This window comes from Kitasatospora sp. NPDC101176 (assembly GCF_044768035.1).
Lineage (GTDB): Bacteria > Actinomycetota > Actinomycetes > Streptomycetales > Streptomycetaceae > Kitasatospora.
This window is the reverse complement of the sequence record NZ_JBIWPA010000013.1, coordinates 182,243-198,708: the sequence shown is the minus strand read 5'-3', so window position 1 is coordinate 198,708 and position 16,466 is coordinate 182,243. Positions and strand designations below refer to the sequence as shown.

Below are 16,466 nucleotides of genomic sequence, written 5' to 3'. Positions count from 1 at the left end.
GCCCGGGGGCTGTGTGCTCGGTGCAACGGGTTCGAAGGTACGGGGGTGGTGGTGGGGGTTTCAAGGATTCGAAGGTTTGGGCACGTCAGGGTGCTATTACCGGTCGTAAGGATCAAGTAATTGGGATGATTTGAAGCCAAATGCCCCGTTTTTCACGATCGAATCGGGCCGGAAAGTGGCCCCGGTCACCCCGGGAGTCGTGTGAGGCCGCGCACATCGTCGACAGCGCGTGACCACCCGCCCCACACCCGGTGCGGAAGCCGCCGCCGGCTCCCGCCGCCCGGGTGGCCCGCACCACAACCCTCACCCGGACCACCCGGCGCCGTGACGCACCGTGGCCGGAATAGCCTCGATCCATGAGCAACGAGAGCGATGCAGAGGACGCGGAGGCCGTCGGCGGCGCCGAGGACCCAGGGGCGGCCGTCGCGCCCGCCGGCTTCGAGCTGGGGACCGACGGCCCCAAGGTGATCCTGGCGGGGCTGGACGGCTCCGACTCCTCCTGGCGCGCCACCGCCTACGCCGCCGGACTCGCCCGCCGGCAGGGCGCCGTCCTCGCGGTCGCGTACGTCCAGCCCGTCCTCGGCGCGGCCACCGCCCTGGCCGGCGCCGCGGTGGAGGAGACCACCCAGGAGATCGCCGAGGAACTGCTCGCGGCCCTGCGCGAGGCCGAGCACCGGGTGCGGGAGGTGTGGCGCGTCGAGTGGCGATTCCTCACCCTGCGCGGCGACCCCTACACGGGGCTGGCCAAGCTCGCGGACGAGCTGCGGGCCGACGCCGTCGTGGTCGGCACCTCCGAACAGGCCGGCCACCGGGTGATCGGCTCGGTCGCCGTCCGCCTGGTGAAGGCGGGCCGCTGGCCGGTCACCGTCGTCCCCTGAGGCCCTTCGGCGGATGCCCCGCGGGGCTCCACGGGCGGGCCCGGACCGCTCGCGGGGGCCCCGGCGGGTCCGGGTAGGGTGCGTGACCATGACGGAAACGCCGGGCGTGCACCCCACCGGGCCCGCCCACCCGACCGGCAGCGACCTGCACCTCGACCTCCCCGTCACCGGCGGCCGCCGCGCCGCGCTGATGGCGGCCCTGCGCGAGGCGATCCGCAGCGGCCGGCTCGCGCCCGGGACCAGACTCCCGCCGTACCGGGCCCTCGCCGCCGACCTGGGGCTGGCCCGCAACACCGCCGCCGAGGCCTACGCCGAACTGGTCGCCGAAGGCTGGTTGACCGCCCGTCAGGGCTCCGGCACCACCGTCGCCGACCGTGCCGCTCCCGTGCCGCCGGCCGGGGCCCGCCGGCCGCCGGAGCGCTCGGGCCCCGCGCACGACCTGCGCCAGGGGCAGCCCGACGCCGCGTCCTTCCCTCGCACCGGCTGGCTCGCCGCGGCCCGCCGTGCCCTCACCGCGGCGCCCAACGAGGCCTTCGGGCCCGGCGATCCGCAGGGCCGGCGGGAACTGCGCACCGTCCTCGCCGAGTACCTGGCCCGCGCCCGCGGGGTGCGCACCGACCCCGACCGGATCGTGGTCTGCTCAGGCTTCGCCCACGCGCTGCGGCTGCTGTTCTCCGGCCCGGCGGCCGTCCTCCCGCCCGGGGCGAACGGGCCGGTGGCCGTCGAGGCGTACGGACTGGCCTTCCACCACGGGCTGCTGGCCTCCGCCGGAGTCGCCACCGTGCCGCTGTCGATCGACGAGGACGGCGCCGAGGTCGGGGAGCTGGCGCTGCACCCGGAGGTCAGGACGGCCCTGCTCACCCCCGCGCACCAGTTCCCGACCGGGGGCCCGCTGCACGCCGGGCGCCGCGCGGCCGTGGTCGACTGGGCACGCGGGCGCGGCGGGCTCCTCCTGGAGGACGACTACGACGGCGAGTTCCGCTACGACCGGCAGCCGGTCGGCGCCGTCCAGGGCCTGGACCCGGAGCGGGTGGTCTACCTCGGCTCGGTCAGCAAGAGCCTCTCGCCCGCGATCCGGCTCGGCTGGATGGTGCTGCCGGACCACCTGGTCGACCGGGTGCTCTCCGCCAAGGGCGAGCGCGAGGCCTGGGCCAGCGTCCTGGACCAGCTCACCCTCGCCGAGTTCATCGACTCCGGCGGCTACGACCGGCACGTGCGCCGGATGCGCCGCCGCTACCGGGAGCGCCGGGACGGGCTGGTGACCGCCCTGGCCGCGCGCGCCCCGCACGTCGCGGTCTCCGGGATCGCCGCCGGTCTGCACGCCGTCCTGCGACTGGAGCCCGGCACCGAGCGTTCGGTGCTGGAGGCCGCCGCCCGCCGCGGGCTGGCCCTCGACGGGCTCGCCGACTACCGGCACCCGGGCGCCGGCGCCGAGGCCGTGCCGGCCGGTGACGGGCTGGTCGTCGGCTACGCCACGCCCTCCGACCACGCCTACCCGGCGGCGCTGGCCGCGCTCTGCGACGTCCTGCCGCCGCCCGCCTGACCCCGACCCGGCCCCCGCGGGAACGCCTCCGGACACGGGCGGCGGGCGGGAGCCGTCGAGAAGTCCGGTCGGGCGGAGCCGTCGAGAAGTCCGGTCGGGCGGAGCCGTCGGGAAATCCGGTCGGGCGGAGCCGTCGGGACGTCCGGTCGAACGGGCCGGCGAAGCATAGGGCCCCACAGCGGACGGCGGGGGCGGAACGCGGCAGAGCGGTCCCCGGCGTCCGCCGCCGACTGCTGCGTCGGTACGGATCGGGGCGGAGCGGAGCATCGGAAGCGGTACCGCCCCCTACGCTCCTTGGGCATGCGCAGAACACTTCTGAGCCGTGCCGCCCTCGCGGCGTGCCCGGCCCTCGCCGTCGGTCTGCTCCTCTCCGCCACACCCGCCCAGGCCGACACCCCGCTGCCCTTCACGGCCGTCTCCGATCGGCAGACGACCGCCCGGGGCGGTGAGTTCACGCTCACCCTGACCCTCAGCAACCCGTACGACACGCCGATCCAGTTCGTCTACCAGAGCGTCCAGCCGACCTACCAGACCACCCTGGAGACCGGTCTCAAGTACACCGCGACGGCCTGCGGCACCCAGACCAACGGCTGCAGCGACAACGTCCACGGCGGCATCGCGCGGTACAACGTGCCGCTCGCCCCCGGCGAGAGCAGCAGCTTCACGGTCACCTACAGCGTGGCGCCGGACTCGTCCTGCGGCGACCGGACCCGCATCGACTTCTACTCGTACCTCTACTACGAGTACAAGGGCGGTGAGGCCAACAACTCCGGCATCGTCGGCATCCCGGGCAGCCAGATCGCCTGTTCCTGACGGACCCCCGGCCGTCGCCCGCCCCGCCGCCCGCAGCGGCCCGGCGAGCGCCGTCCCCGCCCCGCAGCGACGGCACCCGCCGTCGCACCCCCACTGCGCATCCCCCGTTCACCCGTCAGGTGCCGGCCGCCCCCGTACCGGCACCTGACGGGCCGTCCGCGGTGTCGGACCCGGGTGGCAGGCTTGCGCCCATGGCCCAACCGCTGCAACCGCCACCGCCGTCACCGCCGTCACCGCCGTCACCGCCTCCACCACCGTCACCGTCACCGTCACCGTCACCTCCGCCGCCGCCCGCCGGTCCGGCCGACGCCCCGGTGCCGCCGATGCCGTACGGCATGTACGCCGCCATCCGCGCGCGGGTGGACGCCCGGACGGCACCGCAGGTCGACCGGCTGCTCCGCCCGTCCCTGGCGCTGACCACGGACGCGGCCGAGGGCACGGTGGCCGGGTGCCTGGGCGGGCTGCCCGCCCTGCCGGACGGCGTCGACTGGCCGGAGCACGCCGGCCGTCCGATGCAGCTCGTCGCCCGGCTGGACTGCGCCGGGCTCGCCGAGGCCTTCCGGGCGGGCGGGGGGAGCCGGCCGCTGCCCGCCGACGGGCTGCTGCTGTTCTTCCACGACGACGGGTTCACCGACTTCGCCGGCCGGGACTGCCGGGTCCTGCACGTCCCCGTGACCGCGCCGACGCGAGCCGCGCCGCCGGAGGGGGCCGTTGCGGTGCTGGCCGAGGCGCCGGTCCGGGCGCGCTGGGCGCTGTCCGCGCCCTCCTACCAGGATCCGGAGCTGGAGCGGCTCTTCCCCGACGACTTCCTGGTCGCCCTCGACCTCGCCCGGGACCTCGCCGACCACCTCGACCGGCCCGACGTCAGGGTCCTCGGCTGGTGCGACACCGACACGGCGCGTTACGACGGGCACCGGCCGCTGCTCCAGGTCGACGCCTGGGCGGCCGGTGCGGCCTGGGGCGAGGCCGTCAACGTCTCCTTCTGGATCCCCGAGGAGGATCTGGCCGCCGGCCGCTTCGACCGGGTCCGTCACGGGGTGGAGGTGGCCTGAGGGGACGCGGGGGCACCCCGGGCCTACGCTGACAGCAGGGGCGCCGCCCCCCGGGGGCGGCGCCACGGTCACGGACGGTCACAGGCGGGCCATGGCGGCGAAGGCGACCCACGGTTCGGAGCCCCCGGTCGGGGAGCTGCTCCGGTCGATCCGCACGCACCCGTCCCGGATGGCCGAGCAGCTCGCCGTGTTCGCGGTACGGCACCGGGGGCCTCGGGCGGCGCGGCACGTCGCCGGCCTCCGGGCCGGGCACCCGCAGGCCCCGCAGGCCGAGCTGGTGGAGGCGGTCGTCGAGCACGCCCGGCGGGTCAGCGTCGGGGAGGGGTCCTTCGTCGGCGGGCCGTTCATCTGGCTGGTGCCGTTCGCCTTCTGCACGGCGCTGCTCGAGCAGGGGCAGCTGATGCTGGAGCTCGCCGCGCTGGCGGGGAAGGACCCGGCGGCCCCGGCCCGGGCCGCCGAGCTGCTGGTGCTGCAGGGGGTCCACCCGGACGTCCCGGCGGCCGAGCGGGCGCTGGCCGGCCTTCCGGCGGCCGACGACGCCGGGGCCGAGCCGCCGAAGAAGGGCCGGCTGAGCGGCCTCGGCGGGCTGCTGTGGCGGATGGCCCGGCTGCTCGGCCTGACCGGCGAGGGCACCGACCCGGCGCCGCCCCGGTGGCGGGTCGCCGCCTCCTGGGCGGCCCTCGGACTGACCCTGCTGGTCGGCATGGTCGTCCCGCTGGTCTGGCTGCCGTACATGGGGGTGTCCTACGCGAAGGCCGCCGACCGGCTGGCCGACCGGGCGGTCGCGTTCCACTTCGGCGGCGCCGGCCGCAACCGCCCGGCGCGGCGGGGGCTCCACCCCGGGGTGCTGGGCGCCACGGTGCAGGCCGTGTTCTCGGTGCTGCTGACGGTCGGCGCGGTGTTCGGGGTGCTGCTGGCGGGCCTGCGGATCGGGGACAGCCGGTGGCCGCTGCTCCTCCTGGTGGTGACGGTGCTGTCCACGGTGGTCGGCGCCCTCTGGTACCGCCGCCACCGGGCCCGCGGCGGCCGCGGCGGGCGGGACGGTCGGGGCGACGGCCGGGGGAGCGGTCGGTAGGCGGCGCCGGGGCGGACGGCAGGACCGTCGGCAGGCCTGTGCAGCGGTGAGCCGGCCCGTGCGAGGGGCGGTCGGCCGCCCGGCGGGGGACGGCAACCCGTCCTCCGGTGCGTCGGGTTGACGTCCCGGCACGGCCGCGGGGAGCCGGTGCCCGGTGGTTCGGGTACCGCCGATGGGCCCCGGCGGCACGGGGTTCCCGGCAGCGAACGGATGTTCTCGCGACCTGGGGCCCGATCGCGACGGGAAGGCTCCAGATTCACCCTATCGGGGGGTAGTCGGCCTCCGTGCGGGCCGGGCCGGGCCGTGGTGATCTAGGGTTCCGGATGGGCCACCGGGGAGACGGTGGCGCGATCGCGATGAGCCGCCAACACCCCCACCAGTACGCGGGTCTGATGATTCGTCACGCCCAGAGGCGCCAGGGCGGTCGGTACGGTCCTGACCCCGTACGACCCTGACCGCGTGATCCGTACCAGATGAATGGAGACCCCTGCCGATGCCCGTGGACACGAGCCCGGAGACACAGCAGGTCCCGCAGCAGTCCAGCCTCACGACGGCCGCTGCCCGCAACCTCGCCACCACGACCAAGTCCGCCCCGCAGATGCAGGAGATCACCTCCCGCTGGCTGCTCAAGGTGCTTCCCTGGGTCGAGGCCCACGGCGGTGCGTACCGCGTCAACCGCCGGCTCACCTACACCGTGGGCAACGGCGTGGTGGAGTTCATCAAGACCGGTTCCCAGGTCCGGGTGATCCCCGCCGAACTGGGCGAACTCGCCCTGCTGCGCGGCTTCGAGGACGAGGAGGTGCTCACCGCCCTGGCCGACCGCTGCGAGCAGCGCGACTTCGGCCCCGGGGAGGTGCTCGCCACCCAGGGCGACGCGGCGGACCGGATCTTCCTGATCGCCCACGGCAAGATCAACAAGATCGGCACCGGCAAGTACGGCGACGAGACCGTGGTCGGCGTGGCGGGTGACGGCGACCGCTTCGGCGACGACGCCCTGCTCGACCCGGACGCCGTCTGGGACTTCACCGCCACGACCGCCACCGCCGGTGTCGCCCTCACCCTGACGCGGGACGCCTTCGCCGCCATCCGCGACAACGCGCCCAGCCTCCAGGAGCACCTCGCGTCGTTCCTGGCCCTGCCGCAGCAGGCGCAGAACGAGCGCGGCGAGGCCGAGATCGCGATGTCGGCCGGCCACCACGGCGAGTACCAGCTGCCCGGCGCCTTCGTGGACTACGACCTGAGGCCGCGCGAGTACGAGCTGAGCGTCGCGCAGACCATCCTCAAGGTCCACACCCGGGTCGCCGACCTCTACAACCAGCCGATGAACCAGACCGAGCACCAGCTGCGGCTGACCATCGAGGCGCTGCGCGAGCGCCAGGAGTTCGAGCTGGTCAACAACCCCGAGTTCGGCCTGCTCCACAACGCCGACTTCGACCAGCGGATCCAGACCCACTCCGGACCGCCCACCCCGGACGACCTGGACGAGCTGCTCAACCGCCGCCGCGACCCCGACTACCTGCTCGCCCACCCCAAGGCCATCGCGGCGATCGGCCGCGAGTTCAACGCCCGCGGCCTCTACCCGCACCACGTCGACCTCGGCGGGCAGCAGGTGCCGGCCTGGCGCGGGGTCCCGATCCTGCCCTGCAGCAAGATCCCGATCACCAAGGAGAACACCAGCTCCATCCTGGTGATCCGTACCGGCGAGGACAACCAGGGCGTCATCGGCCTGCACCAGACCGGACTGCCGGACGAGTACCAGCCGTCGCTGTCGGTCCGCTTCATGGGGATCGACGAGAAGGCGATCATCTCCTACCTGGTCAGCGCCTACTACTCGGCCGCGATCCTGGTGCCGGACGCGGTCGGTGTGCTGGAGAACGTCGAGATCGCCCACCGCCGCCACTGAGGACGCTGCACAACGAGCCGGGGCCGTAACCGGTCGGCTCGAAGATCGTTTGAACTGATGACGGACGGCCCGCCCGGGTGGCGGGCCGTCCGGCTGATCACGTCCGCTCGGGCCAGGTGGCCCCGGCCCCGCCCGAGCGCGTCGGATCCCGTTCCGTCCCAGGCGACCCGAGAGGTGAGTGGAACCCATGCCGCAGCGCCGGCAGTCCCGACGGATATCGCTCGACGGCGGTGGGGGAGCGGCCCCCGGGCTACGGACCCGACTGGTCGGCGCCGCCGTCGGCGTGGTCGCGATCTGCGCGCTGGTCGGCGGAGCCTCGGCGTCCGGCGCCGAGCACCAGGGCGGGGGGCACCCGCACGGCCCGGTGGTGGACACCTGCGTCTGCACCGAGACGGACGTCTCGGTACAGGTCGGGCCGGGTGCACAGGTCAGCGTCGGCGTGGACGTCGACGTCCAGGTCGGGGTCACCGTAGCCCCGACGGCCGACGCGCGGCACCAGGACCACCGGCCCCCGCACGGGCACCACCCGTGCCGCACCCCGAAGGCCGCGCCCTTACCGGGGACGCCCTCGCCCCGGCCCACCGCGGGATCCCGGCACCAGCCCGGCCGACCGGAGGACTGGGACGACGGGGACGACGGGGACGACGGGGACTGGTGGTGGCACCACCACCATCACCACCCGCATCCCTGCCCGACACCGACCCCCACGCCGACCCCCACGCCGACTCCGAGCCCCACCCGGACGCCGAGCCCGACCCCCACCCCGTCGCCGAGCGCCACACCCAGGCCCTCGCCGCCGCCCACTCCGACTCCGACGCGGACCCCGACGGCCTCCCCGACCCCCTCGGCGCCCCCAGCTCCGACGCCGCCGCCCAGCCCGACGCCCGTGCCCACCCCGCCGGCCGCGTCACCCCCGCCGCCACCCGCACCGGCCGTGCCGGCCCCGCCCCCGCCCGCGCCACCCGCGCCCGCGCCGCCGGCCCCACCCGTACCGGTGGTCCCCCGGGTCGACCCGCCGGCGGCGCCGGCCCCCGCCGCGCCGCCGGTCTACCGCGTCCGGGCGGCGACCCCCCCGGCCCCGGTGCAGGCCCACCACAGTGCGCCGCCGACCACCACCATGCTGCTGGTCACCGTGCCCGCCGTCCTGGCGGCCGCCGCGCTGCGGCCGGGTCGCGGCCGAGGCCGTTCCGGGCGGTCCTGACCGGCGTACCGCCGGGGCCGGCCCGTCCGGATCCGTCGGTGCCCGTTCCGGTCCGCTCCGGTTCCTTCCGTCCGGGGCCGCTCCGGACCGGTCCGCTCCACCCGTCGGGGCCGTCCGTTCAGGGCCGTCCGCTCCGGTCCACCCGTTCAGGGCCGTCCCGTGCCCGGTCCGTCCCCGAATCCTCCAGTTCCGTCACGAGCCAAGTCAGAGAAGGGAGTTCCCATGTCCGAATGGGTGGCGTTGGCCATCGCCATGGCGGCGGCCTGTGCCGTCGTGGTCGCCGTGGTGCTGTTGCGGCACCGCCGGGTGGGAGCCGAGAAGAACGCCGACGAGACCCCGGACGTCATCGAGTACATCACGATGATGATCGGCGTGGTCTACGCGATCGTGCTCGGTCTCGCCATCGCGGGTGTCTGGGAGGCGCGCGGCGCCGCCCAGGACGACGTGTTCCAGGAGGCGCAGGCCCTGCAGGAGGTGAGCGACCGGGCGCAGATCTACCCGGCCGAGTTCCGCGACAAGGTCCGCGCCGACGTGGACGCCTACGTCTCGTACGTGGTGAAGGTCGAGTGGGACTACATGCGCGAGAACGGCGAGATCTCCGACAAGGGCACCGAACTGCTGGACAAACTGCGGTCGGACGTCGCCACCCGGACGCCGGCCTCCGAGCTGGAGGCGCAGTCCTACCAGCCGATCATGGACCGGATCAGCCAGGCCGACGCCGCCCGCAACTCCCGCGGACAGAACGCCGGCCCGACCATGCCGGGCGTGGTCTGGTTCGGCCTGATCAGCGGCGCCGTGGTGACCGTCGGCATGCTGTTCGCGCTGCAGATCCGGCGCACCCCACGGGAGTTGGTCCTCGCGGGGTGCTTCAGTGCGCTGATCGCCTTCCTGTTGTTCATGATCTGGGACTTCGACGACCCGTTCGGCCGAAGCGTCTCGGTGACCACCCAGCCGTTCGTCGACCTCTTCCCGTCCCTCGGGCTGAGCGACTGAACCGCCGCGTGCCGGTGTGGCGCAACCGAGTCGCCAGGGCCGCCCGGGCCCGGTGTGCGGAGCCGACCCGCCACGGCCGGAGGGCCCGCGCGACATCCGCGCGGGCCCTCCGCCGTCACCGGTGCCGGACGTCAGCGCAGGCTGGAGTCCAGGGAGTTGAGCATGGTGCCGGAGGCGTCGTCGTTCTCCAGCGAGAAGGCGAACATGCCGCCGAGACCCTTGCTCCTGGCGTAGGCGCCGCGGGCCTGGACGGCCTGCGGGGTGTCGCCCGTCCAGAAGTTGGTGCCGTCGTACACCCAGCTGCTCTCGGTGACCGGGTCCCAGTGGGTGTTCGCGGCGGTCGGGTTGAGCTCCTTCCAGGCGGCCAGTCCGGCCTCCTGGCTCAGCGGCTTGGCGGCCGTCGGGCCCGTCGCGCTCTGGTAGAGCCCGAAGTCGGAGCCGGCCGGGACGCCCGTCCAGCCGCGCCAGTAGAACGGGATGCCCAGGACGATCTTGCCGGCCGGGAACCCGCCGGGGATGCCGTACTCCGGCAGGCCGGTGGTGTACGCGGCGAGCATGGTGTCCACGTTGTACTTGCGGGTGCCCGGGGTGATCGGCGTGGTGGGGTCGGCCGGGCTGTCGTGCAGCGGGTCCTGGTGGTTCGTCGGGCCCTTGGCGTCCCAGGCGCCATGCATGTCGTAGGACATCACGTCGGCGTAGTCGAGGTACGCCCCGATCTTGTCGGTCTCCAGCTGGGCGATCTTGTCCTGGCCGCTGGGCAGCGCCGCGGTCAGCAGGTAGCGCTTGCCCTGGGCGGAGCCGAGGGCGTCCAGCTGGGTGCGGAACTCCTTCAGCAGCAGGGTGAAGTTCTGCTTGTCGGCGGGGGAGTAGTGGTTGCCGGTGTGGCCGCCGGCGGAGGCCGGGTACTCCCAGTCGAGGTCGACGCCGTCGAAAAGGCCCGCCGCCGAGGCGGCGCCGCCGGAGGCGTCACCGGCCACGCCGGTCGGCAGGTTGCCCTTGAGGAACATGTCGACGCAGGAGGAGACGAAGGCCTTCCGGGAGGCGTCGGTGGCGGCCGCGTCGGAGAAGTACTTGGAGTACGTCCAGCCGCCGATCGAGATGGTGAACCGCAGGTTCGGGTACTTGGCCTTCAGCTGGCGCAGCTGGTTGAAGTTCCCCTTGAGCGGCTGCTCCCAGGTGTCGGCGCTGCCGTCCACGCTGGTGCCCGCATTGTAGTCGGCCTGGTAGTCGGCGTACGCGTCGCCCGCGCCGTCACCGGCGTTGGGGTTGGACTCGTTGGCCGAGTCGGAGGCCTTCACCGCCTGGAAACAGGTGAACCTGGTGGGGTCGATGTTGGCGAACGCGTAGTGGACGACGTCCAGCTTGGCGGCGGCCCCGCTGGTGTCCACGCTCTTCGGGGTGTAGGCGTTCTCGTAGATGCCCCACTGGTCGAAGTAGGCCGAGCGGACCGGCTTCTGGGCGGGGGCGGCCGCGGTCGTGGTGCTCACCGCGGCGGACTGGGCGGAGGCATGGCCGCCGGAGTAGCCCTGGACGCTGAAGGTGTAGCTCCGGCCGGGCAGCAGCGAGCTGACGGCGACGGAGGTGCCCATCGAGGTGGCGACGAGCTGGCCGTTGGACCACACCTTGTAGGCGACCGGGCCGTCGCCGGACGTCAGCGTGGACGGCTTCCAGGTGAGCACGACGGCGCCGGAGGTGACCTTGCCCACGGCGAGGCCGGTGGGCGTGGTGACCTTGCCGTCCCCGGCCGGGCCGGTGGCCGTGGCCGTCGCGGTGGCCGTCGCGGTGGGGCTGCCGGTGGCGGTGGGGCTGCCGGTGGCCGTCGGGCTGGTGGTCGCCGTCGGGCTGCCGCTGGCGGTGGGGCTGGTGCTCGCCGTCGGACTGCCGGTGGAGGTGGGGCTGGTGGAGGCCGTCGGGCTGGCGGTCGCGGTCGGACTGCCGGTGGAGGTGGGCCCGGCCGGGCCGGTCAGGGTGAGGTCGTCGGCGTAGTAGGCGCCGGTGCCGTACCAGCCGTGCGTGAAGACGCTGACCGAGGAGGTGGCCGCGCCGGTGGTGAAGGTGGTGCTCAGCTGGTTCCAGCCGGTCCCGCCGGGCGTCCAGGTGGAGGCGTTGACGCCGGTGCCGGTGGCGCCGAGGTAGACGTAGCTGCCCTGGACGAAGCCGGACAGCGTGTACGTGGTGTTCGGCTGGACGGCGACGGTCTGCTGGCACTGGGCGGTGTCGGAGGCCGAGGCCGCGCCGCTGAGCGCGTGGCCGCCGCCGTGCACCGGGGTGGTGACGACGGATCCGTTGGTGCAGGTCCAGCCGGTCAGCGTGCCGGTCTCGAAGTCACCGTTGGCCAGCAGGTTGACGGTCGCGGCCGAGGCCGGGCCGAGGGTCAGGGCGAGCGCGGCGCCGCTGGTGCTGAGCGTCGCGGCGAGGGCGAGGGCGGTGGCCCGTCTGCGCGAGGCGGCCCGGCGGCCGGTGGCCCGCTCGGCGGGCCGTGCGGGCATGACGCGGTCGTGCATGCGGTGTGTCCTCCGGATGTGTGGGGGTTCCGGCGGTGCGTGGCCCGGGTGGGCCGGGGGAGCCGGCCCGGGCGCGGTGGGGGCGCGCGGGCAGGGTGGCGCGGGCTGACGGACGGTGCGCGGACGCGGCGGGCCTACTGACCCGCTCGTGTCACGACATCACAGATTGGACTGGACCAATATTCGCCGTCAAGGGTGTCCGCTCCCGCCGTCGAGGATGTCCGTCTGCCGGACCGCTCCCGGCCGCCCGATCCCGGGGCGGGTAGGTTGACCGCTACCGAGCAGGCCCGCCGGACGGAGGACTCGCCATGGACAGCAAGGACTGGGACGACCGCTACGCCAGGAGCGAGCTGCTCTGGGGCATCGAGCCCAACCGCTGGGTGGTCCGCGAACTGGCCGACCACCAGCCCGCCCACGCCCCGTCCGGCACCCCATCCGGCGCCCCCGGCCGATCGCTCGGCCACGCGCTCGACCTGGCCGCCGGCGAGGGCCGCAACGCCATCTGGCTGGCGGCCCGGGGCTGGGAGGTCACCGGCCTCGACTTCTCCGCCGTCGCCCTGGAACGCGCCGAACGGCTCACCGCCGACCTGCCCGACGAGGTCGCCGACCGGCTCACCTGGCGGCACGGCGACGCCCGCAGCTTCGACGCCCCCGCCGGCGGCTACGACCTGATCCTGGTCGCCTACCTCCAGCTCCCCGCCGAGGACCGCCGGGCCGCCCTGCGCCACGCCGCCGACGCGCTCGCCCCCGGCGCCACCCTCCTGGTCGTCGGCCACGACCTGAGCAACCTCACCGAGGGCGTCGGCGGCCCGCAGGACCCGGCCGTGCTGTTCACCCCGGAGGACGTCCTCGCCGACCTCGCCGACCGCGGACTGCGCACCATCCGCGCCGAACGGGTGCACCGGCCGGTCGGCCTCGAACCGGGGCGCGAAGCCGGACACGAGCCGGGGCACGAAGCCGGTCGCGAACCGGGGCACGAAGCCGGGCACGAGCGCGAGGGCCGCGGCGTCGCGATCGACGCCCTCGTGCGGCTGGAACGGGGCACCGCGTGAGCGCGCCCGCCCCGCGGCCCGGGCGCCGCACCCTGCTCACCGGCCTCGCCGCCGCAGCCGCCGCCGGCGCCGTCCCGCCACTGCTGGTCGGCTGCTCCACCGCCGCGGGCCACAAGGCGGCCGGGGAGGCCGCCGCGGCCCGGGCGAGCGACGCGGGAGGCGCCGCCTTCGTGATGATCGTCCGGCACGGTGAGAAACCGGACGGCGACCACCCGGGCCTCGACGAGAACGGCGCCCACGACGGCAAGTCCCTCACCGAACGCGGCTGGGCCCGCGCCAAGGCCCTGCCCACCCTCTTCGACCCGCCCGCCCCCGGCCTGCGCACCCCGGCCCGGATCCTCGCCGCCGCGGACCGCGGCCCCCTCGCCGGGGCCCACCGGATGCGCCAGACCGTCACCCCGTTGGCCGCCCGCCTCGGACTGACCGTCGACACCACCCACGCCGAGTCCCAGGAGACCGCCCTGGCCACCGCGGCCCTCGCCGGCGCCCAACCCGTGCTGATCAGCTGGGAGCACTCCCGGATCCCCCGCATCATCGAGGCCCTCGGCGCCACCACCAGCGGCGCCCCCACCACCTGGCCCGACCGCTTCGACCTCATCTGGACCCTCACCCGCCCCACCACCGGCCCCTGGACCTTCCACCAGCTCCCCCAACACCTCCTCCCCGGCGACGCCTGACGCCCCCCTCACGGCACCGGGACGCCGACCCAGCGGTCGGGCGAAAGCCGCAGCGAACCCGACCCCGGCCCCGGGCGACCGCCCGATCCTGCTCACTGCCTCCACCTTCGGCCCTGGCCACAACCGCCCTCCGACGCGGACGGCGTCCTCCGGCCCTGCCGCTGCGGCAAGCGCCACGAACCCGCGGACGCGTTGCTCGGCACCCCCCTGGACCCGAACACCTACGACCACCCGGGCCCGGTCCTGTTCAACGCCCACGCCGGAGCCCTCTGGGCGCGCTTCGCGATCTACCCTCGCCGTGAGATCGCTGGCCGGATCGGACTCATGCAGAAGGCGGCCCGCGCAGTGCTGCGCGTCTCCTTCGCCAAGGTCGCCGAGTACCAGAAGCGCGGCCTGGTCCACTTCCACGCCGTGATCCGCCTCGACAGCCCGGACGGAAGCACCCAGCCCCGCCCCCGCCCGCCACCGTGACCATGCTCGCCGACGCCATCCGGGCCGCCGCCCGCGTCTCGATCAGCGTCGTCTCGGACAAGGTCGGGGAACGCGAACTCGCCCGGGGCGAACAGCTCGACATGCGCGAGATCGCCGCCTTCGGCACCGACACCGAACTCACCGATCACGCGGTCGCCGCCTACGTGGCCAAGTACGCCACCAAATCCGCCGACTCCTCCGGCGCTCTCGACCGCGCCCTGTTCTGCCGCCCCTGCCAAGGACGCGGCATGACCCTGGCCACACACGGAACCCCACTCACGTGCACCACCTGCACCGGAACCGGACAGGCCCGGCCGCTGCCCCGCCTCGCCGTCGAACGCCACGTGCGACAGATGATCCGCACCTGCTGGGAACTGGGCAAACGCCCGGAGTTCGCCGACCTCAAGCTCTGGAAGTGGGCACACATGCTCGGCTTCCGAGGCCACTTCTCCACCAAGTCCCGCTGCTACTCCGTCACCCTCGGTCAACTGCGCGACGACCGCCGCGCCTGGCGCACCGAACAGGCCCGCACACACGCCGGCCTGCCCGACCTCGACCCGAGCACGACCCTCGTCATCGGCCACTGGGCCTACCACGGCTCGGGCTACAGCCCCGGCGCGGAACTCCTCGCCGCCGCCGTCTGGCACCGCAGAGAACTGGAACGGCAGTTCACCGCAGAAGGCGGCTACTGATGACTCCATTCCCGGCACCGACGGCCGACCTGCTGACGGTCCCCCAGGTCATGGCCCGCCTCCAACTCGGCCGCTCCGCCGTCTACGACCTGCTCCGCACCCGGCAGCTCGCCTCCATCACCCTCGGCCGAGCCCGCCGCATCCCCACCCATGCCCTCACCGACTTCATCCGCACCCGACTCGAACAGGAAGCCGCCTGATGACCACACCCCGCGACACCCCCGCCTCCCGCCGCAGCCGCGCCAACGGCGACGGCACCGTCTACCAGCGCAAGGACGGCCGCTGGGAAGCCGCCAGCTACGTCCTCGCACCCGGCGACACCTGCAAGCGCATCCGCGTCTACGGCACCACCCGTAAGGAAGCCCTCGCCAAGCTCACCGAGAAGACCGCCACCAGCAACCGCGGCGTCCCCGTACCCACCGCACAGGGCAGCCTGGCCGCCTACCTGACGTACTGGCTGGAGGCAGTCGCCGTCCACCAACTCCGCGAGAACACCCACACCCGCTACACCGCCTGCACGAACCGCTACCTCATCCCCGGCCTCGGCAAGAAGAAGCTCACCAAGCTCACCGCCAAGGACGTGCGCACATGGCTCAACCAGCTCCGAACCACCTGCCAGTGCTGCGCCCGCGGCCTCGATGCCGCCCGCACCCAGCCCCGCTGCTGCGCGACCGGCACGTGCTGCGGCAAGCGGCTCTCCCCGCTGACCCTCGCCTACATCCACTCCGTACTCAAGTCCGCGCTGGAGCACGCCGTCCGGGAGGAAGAGATCCCGCGCAACGTCGCCCGCAACGTCCGCACCGGCACACCCCGGCCCCGCCGGTTCGAACCGCTCACCGCCGAGGAGGCCCGCGCCTTCCTCACCGCCACCCAGGGTTACCGGCTGCACGCGCTGTTCGAACTCGCCCTCCGCACCGGACTCCGCAAGGGCGAACTCCTCGGCCTCCGCTGGGAGGACCTCGACCACGACAGTGGCACCGCCAGCATCCGCCGCACCCTCCAGCGCACCCGCACCGGCGGCCTGACCACCCTCCCCACCAAGACAGTCAGCTCCGAACGCCGCATCGCCCTGCCAGCCCCCTGCCTGCTCTCACTCCGCGCCCACCGCCAGCAGCAGGCCCAGGAGAAGGAGAACGCCGGCGCGAGCTGGGTGGACAACGGCCACGTCTTCACCCGGCCCGACGGCCACCCCATCGAACCCGCCACCCTCACCCGCCACTTCAACGCGCTCCTCCGCCGCGCCCACCTCCGCCAGATCCGCTTCCACGACCTCCGGCACTCGACCGCGACACTCCTCCTGGAACAGGGCGTCGAACTCGTCGTCATCAAGGAACTCCTGGGACACGCCCACATCGGCGTCACCGCCACCGTCTACGCACACGTCCGCCTCCGCCTCCAGCGCGACGCCATCGACCTCCTCGGCCGCACCCTCGGCAAGCACTCCGAAGCCGTCACCGACCCCGAAGACGGCGACGACCCACCGCTTTGTGCAGCACCCGTCCGCTGACGTTGCCGTCAACTACTGCCGTCAAACGCCCGGAGGGCCCGCCGGAAACAAAACCCGGCGGGCCCTCTGAATTTCAACCCGACCTCACGATTCCCTGCCCTCCAA

At 74.2% G+C, this 16,466-nt stretch carries 12 protein-coding genes and 1 pseudogene; 12 read left to right on the top strand and 1 reads right to left on the bottom strand.

The window, feature by feature from the left end:
- Positions 1-356 precede the first annotated feature (356 nt).
- The 7 genes from ACIRS1_RS20265 (at position 357) to ACIRS1_RS20235 (ending at position 9,458) form a co-directional block, all read left to right on the top strand.
- Entirely contained in the window at positions 357-878 is a 522-nt protein-coding gene (locus tag ACIRS1_RS20265; protein WP_360219004.1) for a universal stress protein, read from the top strand.
- A gap of 88 nt (positions 879-966) precedes the next feature.
- A complete protein-coding gene (locus tag ACIRS1_RS20260) occupies positions 967-2,421 on the top strand; it encodes a PLP-dependent aminotransferase family protein (RefSeq protein ID WP_402841617.1) in 1,455 nt (484 codons plus the stop codon).
- Between the two features lie 300 nt (positions 2,422-2,721).
- Entirely contained in the window at positions 2,722-3,234 is a 513-nt protein-coding gene (locus ACIRS1_RS20255) for a hypothetical protein (protein WP_402841614.1), read from the top strand.
- A 323-nt stretch (positions 3,235-3,557) separates the two neighbouring features.
- The gene (locus ACIRS1_RS20250; protein ID WP_402841611.1) at positions 3,558-4,286 is read left to right on the top strand and encodes a DUF1963 domain-containing protein; all 729 of its coding nucleotides are present in this window, start codon (positions 3,558-3,560) and stop codon (positions 4,284-4,286) included.
- A 91-nt stretch (positions 4,287-4,377) separates the two neighbouring features.
- Positions 4,378-5,361: a hypothetical protein gene (locus ACIRS1_RS20245; RefSeq protein WP_402841609.1), complete on the top strand. Its 984-nt coding sequence runs from the start codon at positions 4,378-4,380 to the stop codon at positions 5,359-5,361.
- Positions 5,362-5,854: 493 nt separating this feature from the next.
- Complete coding sequence (locus ACIRS1_RS20240) at positions 5,855-7,264, top strand: family 2B encapsulin nanocompartment shell protein (protein WP_360218989.1); 1,410 nt, start codon at positions 5,855-5,857, stop codon at positions 7,262-7,264.
- A gap of 1,423 nt (positions 7,265-8,687) precedes the next feature.
- Positions 8,688-9,458: a hypothetical protein gene (locus ACIRS1_RS20235; RefSeq protein ID WP_360218986.1), complete on the top strand. Its 771-nt coding sequence runs from the start codon at positions 8,688-8,690 to the stop codon at positions 9,456-9,458.
- 131 nt (positions 9,459-9,589) lie between these two features.
- Here the strand turns inward: ACIRS1_RS20235 and ACIRS1_RS20230 are convergent, their stop codons facing one another.
- On the bottom strand, positions 9,590-11,962 hold the full coding sequence (locus tag ACIRS1_RS20230) for a glycosyl hydrolase family 18 protein (protein ID WP_402841605.1): 2,373 nt from the start codon (positions 11,960-11,962) through the stop codon (positions 9,590-9,592).
- A 308-nt stretch (positions 11,963-12,270) separates the two neighbouring features.
- On the opposite strand from ACIRS1_RS20230, the gene ACIRS1_RS20225 reads away from it, so the two are divergent.
- From ACIRS1_RS20225 to ACIRS1_RS20205, 5 genes and pseudogenes are all read left to right on the top strand, one after another.
- Positions 12,271-13,014, top strand: coding sequence for a class I SAM-dependent methyltransferase (locus tag ACIRS1_RS20225; RefSeq protein ID WP_402841603.1), 744 nt, complete (start codon positions 12,271-12,273; stop codon positions 13,012-13,014).
- Positions 13,011-13,691 (top strand): hypothetical protein, encoded by a 681-nt coding sequence (locus ACIRS1_RS20220; RefSeq protein ID WP_402841601.1) that lies wholly within the window; start codon positions 13,011-13,013, stop codon positions 13,689-13,691. Before ACIRS1_RS20225 ends, ACIRS1_RS20220 begins: the two co-directional genes overlap by 4 nt.
- Positions 13,692-13,883: 192 nt before the next feature.
- Positions 13,884-14,854 (top strand): annotated as a pseudogene (locus ACIRS1_RS20215) (replication initiator).
- On the top strand, positions 14,854-15,054 hold the full coding sequence (locus tag ACIRS1_RS20210) for a helix-turn-helix domain-containing protein (protein WP_402841598.1): 201 nt from the start codon (positions 14,854-14,856) through the stop codon (positions 15,052-15,054). The pseudogene ACIRS1_RS20215 and the gene ACIRS1_RS20210 overlap by 1 nt, the downstream one beginning before the upstream one ends.
- Positions 15,054-16,361 carry a tyrosine-type recombinase/integrase gene (locus tag ACIRS1_RS20205; RefSeq protein WP_402841596.1) on the top strand — a complete coding sequence of 436 codons (1,308 nt, stop codon included), beginning with the start codon at positions 15,054-15,056 and terminating at the stop codon, positions 16,359-16,361. Before ACIRS1_RS20210 ends, ACIRS1_RS20205 begins: the two co-directional genes overlap by 1 nt.
- Positions 16,362-16,466 lie beyond the last annotated feature (105 nt).

Coding starts and splice junctions, on each gene's coding strand:
- ACIRS1_RS20265 (WP_360219004.1), top strand. CDS start 357: ATGAGCAACGAGAGCGATGCAGAGGACGCGGAGGCCGTCGGCGGCGCC.
- ACIRS1_RS20260 (WP_402841617.1), top strand. CDS start 967: ATGACGGAAACGCCGGGCGTGCACCCCACCGGGCCCGCCCACCCGACC.
- ACIRS1_RS20255 (WP_402841614.1), top strand. CDS start 2,722: ATGCGCAGAACACTTCTGAGCCGTGCCGCCCTCGCGGCGTGCCCGGCC.
- ACIRS1_RS20250 (WP_402841611.1), top strand. CDS start 3,558: ATGCCGTACGGCATGTACGCCGCCATCCGCGCGCGGGTGGACGCCCGG.
- ACIRS1_RS20245 (WP_402841609.1), top strand. CDS start 4,378: ATGGCGGCGAAGGCGACCCACGGTTCGGAGCCCCCGGTCGGGGAGCTG.
- ACIRS1_RS20240 (WP_360218989.1), top strand. CDS start 5,855: ATGCCCGTGGACACGAGCCCGGAGACACAGCAGGTCCCGCAGCAGTCC.
- ACIRS1_RS20235 (WP_360218986.1), top strand. CDS start 8,688: ATGTCCGAATGGGTGGCGTTGGCCATCGCCATGGCGGCGGCCTGTGCC.
- ACIRS1_RS20230 (WP_402841605.1), bottom strand. CDS start 11,962: ATGCACGACCGCGTCATGCCCGCACGGCCCGCCGAGCGGGCCACCGGC.
- ACIRS1_RS20225 (WP_402841603.1), top strand. CDS start 12,271: ATGGACAGCAAGGACTGGGACGACCGCTACGCCAGGAGCGAGCTGCTC.
- ACIRS1_RS20210 (WP_402841598.1), top strand. CDS start 14,854: ATGACTCCATTCCCGGCACCGACGGCCGACCTGCTGACGGTCCCCCAG.
- ACIRS1_RS20205 (WP_402841596.1), top strand. CDS start 15,054: ATGACCACACCCCGCGACACCCCCGCCTCCCGCCGCAGCCGCGCCAAC.